Origin of the sequence: Hydrocoleum sp. CS-953 (genome assembly GCF_002260545.1) — a bacterium.
Lineage (GTDB): Bacteria > Cyanobacteriota > Cyanobacteriia > Cyanobacteriales > Microcoleaceae > Trichodesmium.
Genome location: NZ_LGSU01000476.1, coordinates 1 through 3239, shown reverse-complemented (window position 1 = coordinate 3239; position 3239 = coordinate 1). Strand labels below are relative to the sequence as shown.

General features: G+C 31.6%; 2 protein-coding genes. One reads left to right on the top strand and one right to left on the bottom strand.

The window, feature by feature from the left end; genetic code table 11:
- Positions 1-760: 760 nt before the first annotated feature.
- A complete protein-coding gene (locus tag AFK68_RS44225; protein ID WP_371357234.1) occupies positions 761-1027 on the bottom strand; it encodes a DUF1622 domain-containing protein in 267 nt (88 codons plus the stop codon).
- A gap of 1517 nt (positions 1028-2544) precedes the next feature.
- Here AFK68_RS44225 and AFK68_RS04790 point away from each other — a divergent pair.
- Positions 2545-3126 carry a hypothetical protein gene (locus AFK68_RS04790; RefSeq protein WP_094671810.1) on the top strand — a complete coding sequence of 194 codons (582 nt, stop codon included), beginning with the start codon at positions 2545-2547 and terminating at the stop codon, positions 3124-3126.
- Positions 3127-3239: the final 113 nt, after the last annotated feature.

Sequence of the window (3239 nt, the reverse complement as noted above, 5' to 3'; positions counted from 1 at the left end):
ATTAATAATGAATAATTAATAATTACCTCTTCTGTAATAGAAGGATTGGCTAAAAGGAAGTTTTTTCTTTTTTATCCATAAATAGAGAGGCTTTATACCTTGATTTTTCGGTAATTTCAGTCATCATTTATCAGTATTTCCTGTGATTTTGAGATTATACCATTTTCAAAAAAGAATGTTATGAATAATAACAACTATTCAAAGGTTTTACGGTAAATGTTGATTTAATAAAAAAGACAATTAAAACATAAAAAATAGTCTCAAATTTATTCATTCTCACTCCTGACTCCTAAGCAGTAACCTAAATATTTGTAGCGAAGATTTATCAATTTGGTATTATATATAAGTATTCAGCTATTAGCTATTAGCTCTCAGCAATAATATCTAAACTCTAATGGGGAAGTAGGGGAGAAGCAAACATAAGATTAATCTAGCTCAATTAATAAAGCTTTTATCAAAAACTAAAGCAATATAGTAATCCTATTTTATTTGTGTATAAAAATCTTACCGCTTTTCGGGAATAGGCAATAAGCAATAGGCAATAAGCAATAGGTAAAAGTTTCAGAATTTATTTCTACTTTTTGAATTGTTACAGCCTATTTAGGATTACTATAGCTGATAGCTGAATGCTTAGGATTATATTAAATAGACATCTCCGATAATCAAACATTAAATCAATCCCATACGCATAAATCATCAATTATTTCCCCTACTCCCTACTCCCTACTCCCTATTCCCTTGTTTCCGGAAAGGTCTAATATTATTCATCAGACTGATTTTTTTGTTGCAGTTCTTTGATTTCCTTTTCGAGAAAAAAGTTAAGAAAAGTACGAATTCCAGCAATTGCAGTTAACTTTCCAATATCACTCCAACTTGGAGATATAGCAGTTCCTACTATATCAGCAGCTAAGAGAAATTCTAAAGCCAGAACTAGGGAAATTCCTAATTCAAGTCGGATGGTTCCTTCTGATGCAAAAAGTTTCCTATTTTTCCGCATTTGCAAAATTTTTGCTAGTGCTTTTAGCACCGCAAAAGCAATAATAAAAACAGCAATTGCTTCAATAAATATCTTCAGAATTAACACAAATTCATCTAAAAAATACTCAGTTAATTCTATAAAACTTGTGGCTAGATAAAAATAAATAAAATTCTGTTGTGTGATNCTTTTAGCACCGCAAAAGCAATAATAAAAACAGCAATTGCTTCAATAAATATCTTCAGAATTAACACAAATTCATCTAAAAAATACTCAGTTAATTCTATAAAACTTGTGGCTAGATAAAAATAAATAAAATTCTGTTGTGTGATGATAGATATTAAATAAATAGAAACCATAATTATTTCTTAATAATAGACCTCTCCAGAAAATAAACTTGCTCTTTATTTAAGATAAGCTAGAGTTGTAAAATTCACTTCCCTAAATCATTTTTCGTATCTTTTTCGTAAGAATAAATTCCCTTTTCCCTACTAACCGCAAAAAGTCTATATCTTTTTCACCAGATGTCTGATAGACTAAATGCTAATGACTATATATCAGTTTTGGTAAATAGCATTGTAGGTAAGGAAAAATCTAGTAGATGAGCGCCTCTTTTTGCGCTCTTGTTAATATCTCACCTCAATCTCAATCATCCCACTATGTCAGCATCGTTTAAATAAATATTCCCCTGAAGGATCTATACTATTTTAGAGCTTTCACAATGCCGTTCTCCAAATACCAACTTCGGTTGTCCCGCTCGCTAAAGCGTGAAAATATACATTTTTTTTCCCACACTCCCCACACTCCCCACACTCCTCACATCCCCTACACTTCCCAAACTTTCTCTACCATTACCATGCACCACCAGATCCATCCTGTTCTATCCCAAAATCTTTGTTTATTTACATAAGTAGGCGATCGCTCTTGATATACCACTCATTCCATAATCTACTAATTAAAAATTAAAAATAAATACAAATCATCAAGATTTGGATTTACAAAAATTTGTTTATATACTATATTAAGAGTTTTGGCATATAAATAATCTTCTCTGAAGTCCCATCCTCAAGACAAAATAGTTGATGGGCTTCCAACCGGAGGACTGTTGAAAATTGTAGCAACAGTACAATTGCTTAGACAATTTCCCCATTAACTAGAGAGTTATACCCAAAACATATCGATTTACTAATTGGGATCGACAATATCAATAGTCATTGTCTGACAACAAAAGACTAAAAGAAATAAGAGGCCGTACTCTAAGGACGTTCCTCAGAATTATAGACGAAATATGCAAAGCATAGGTCAGTCTTATAGAAGGAACAGGACTTAAACATCCAAACAAGAAACCGGGTTTATTAGCCTGATTATTTTTAAACCACAAAATTTAGTTGATCAACCCGGTTTCTCGGTAAGTTATAAGGAAGTAAAATCATAACTTTTTGCTTCCTATACAAGTAGAATACTGCCAAATATTTATAGTTAATCCTGAAGGATATATCCCTCATAAAATCTAACTAACTAAACTAAATCAAAATCTTTCAAACCAACAAAAAAAAGGAGGTAAGACCATGAAAATCAAAACAAAAATACACACCGATGCCGTCAAAGAAGCATTGCTTTCTCTCTCAGATATTGAATTTTATAATACTATTCATTATTGGCTAGATCGAATATCTCAAAAATCTTGGGAAGCAGAATTGTTAGACGAAATGCAGTTTGCTTTAGGTTATGAATTAGAGTCAGGAGAAACCCTACAATCTTATAGAAATTGGGATGAATTAATGTATGCGGAACCTGATTGTGAAGATGTATATTTAATCGCGCCGTCACCTTTAAAATTACGCAGGTATATAGATAAAATGGACTCACATTCTTTTTATCACAATATAATTTATCTTGCTGGAAAAGCTTATGATGATGGAGAAATGGGTTATCCACCAAATGCTTTTTGTGATGGATATCAATTTATGGAAAACTTAGTTGCTAGTATCAGAAAAAATCAACCTTCCCAAGAGAAAAATTATCGTTTAGAAAGTTTCCCAATTATGAATCCGACTCAAGCAAATGAACGGTTTTTTCAAGTATCAGAACATTGGCGAAGCTATAGTGGAGGTAAAGTAACTGATTTTGTGCTTTTAACTTCAAATTAGAAGTAAGAAGGAAGAAGGAAGAAGTAAGAAGGAAGAAAGAAAGAGAGGAAGAAAGGAAGAAAGGAAGAAAGGAAGCAAATAAATATATTGATACTATTTATTGTGAATAATTA

Coding starts and splice junctions, on each gene's coding strand:
- AFK68_RS04790 (WP_094671810.1), top strand. CDS start 2,545: ATGAAAATCAAAACAAAAATACACACCGATGCCGTCAAAGAAGCATTG.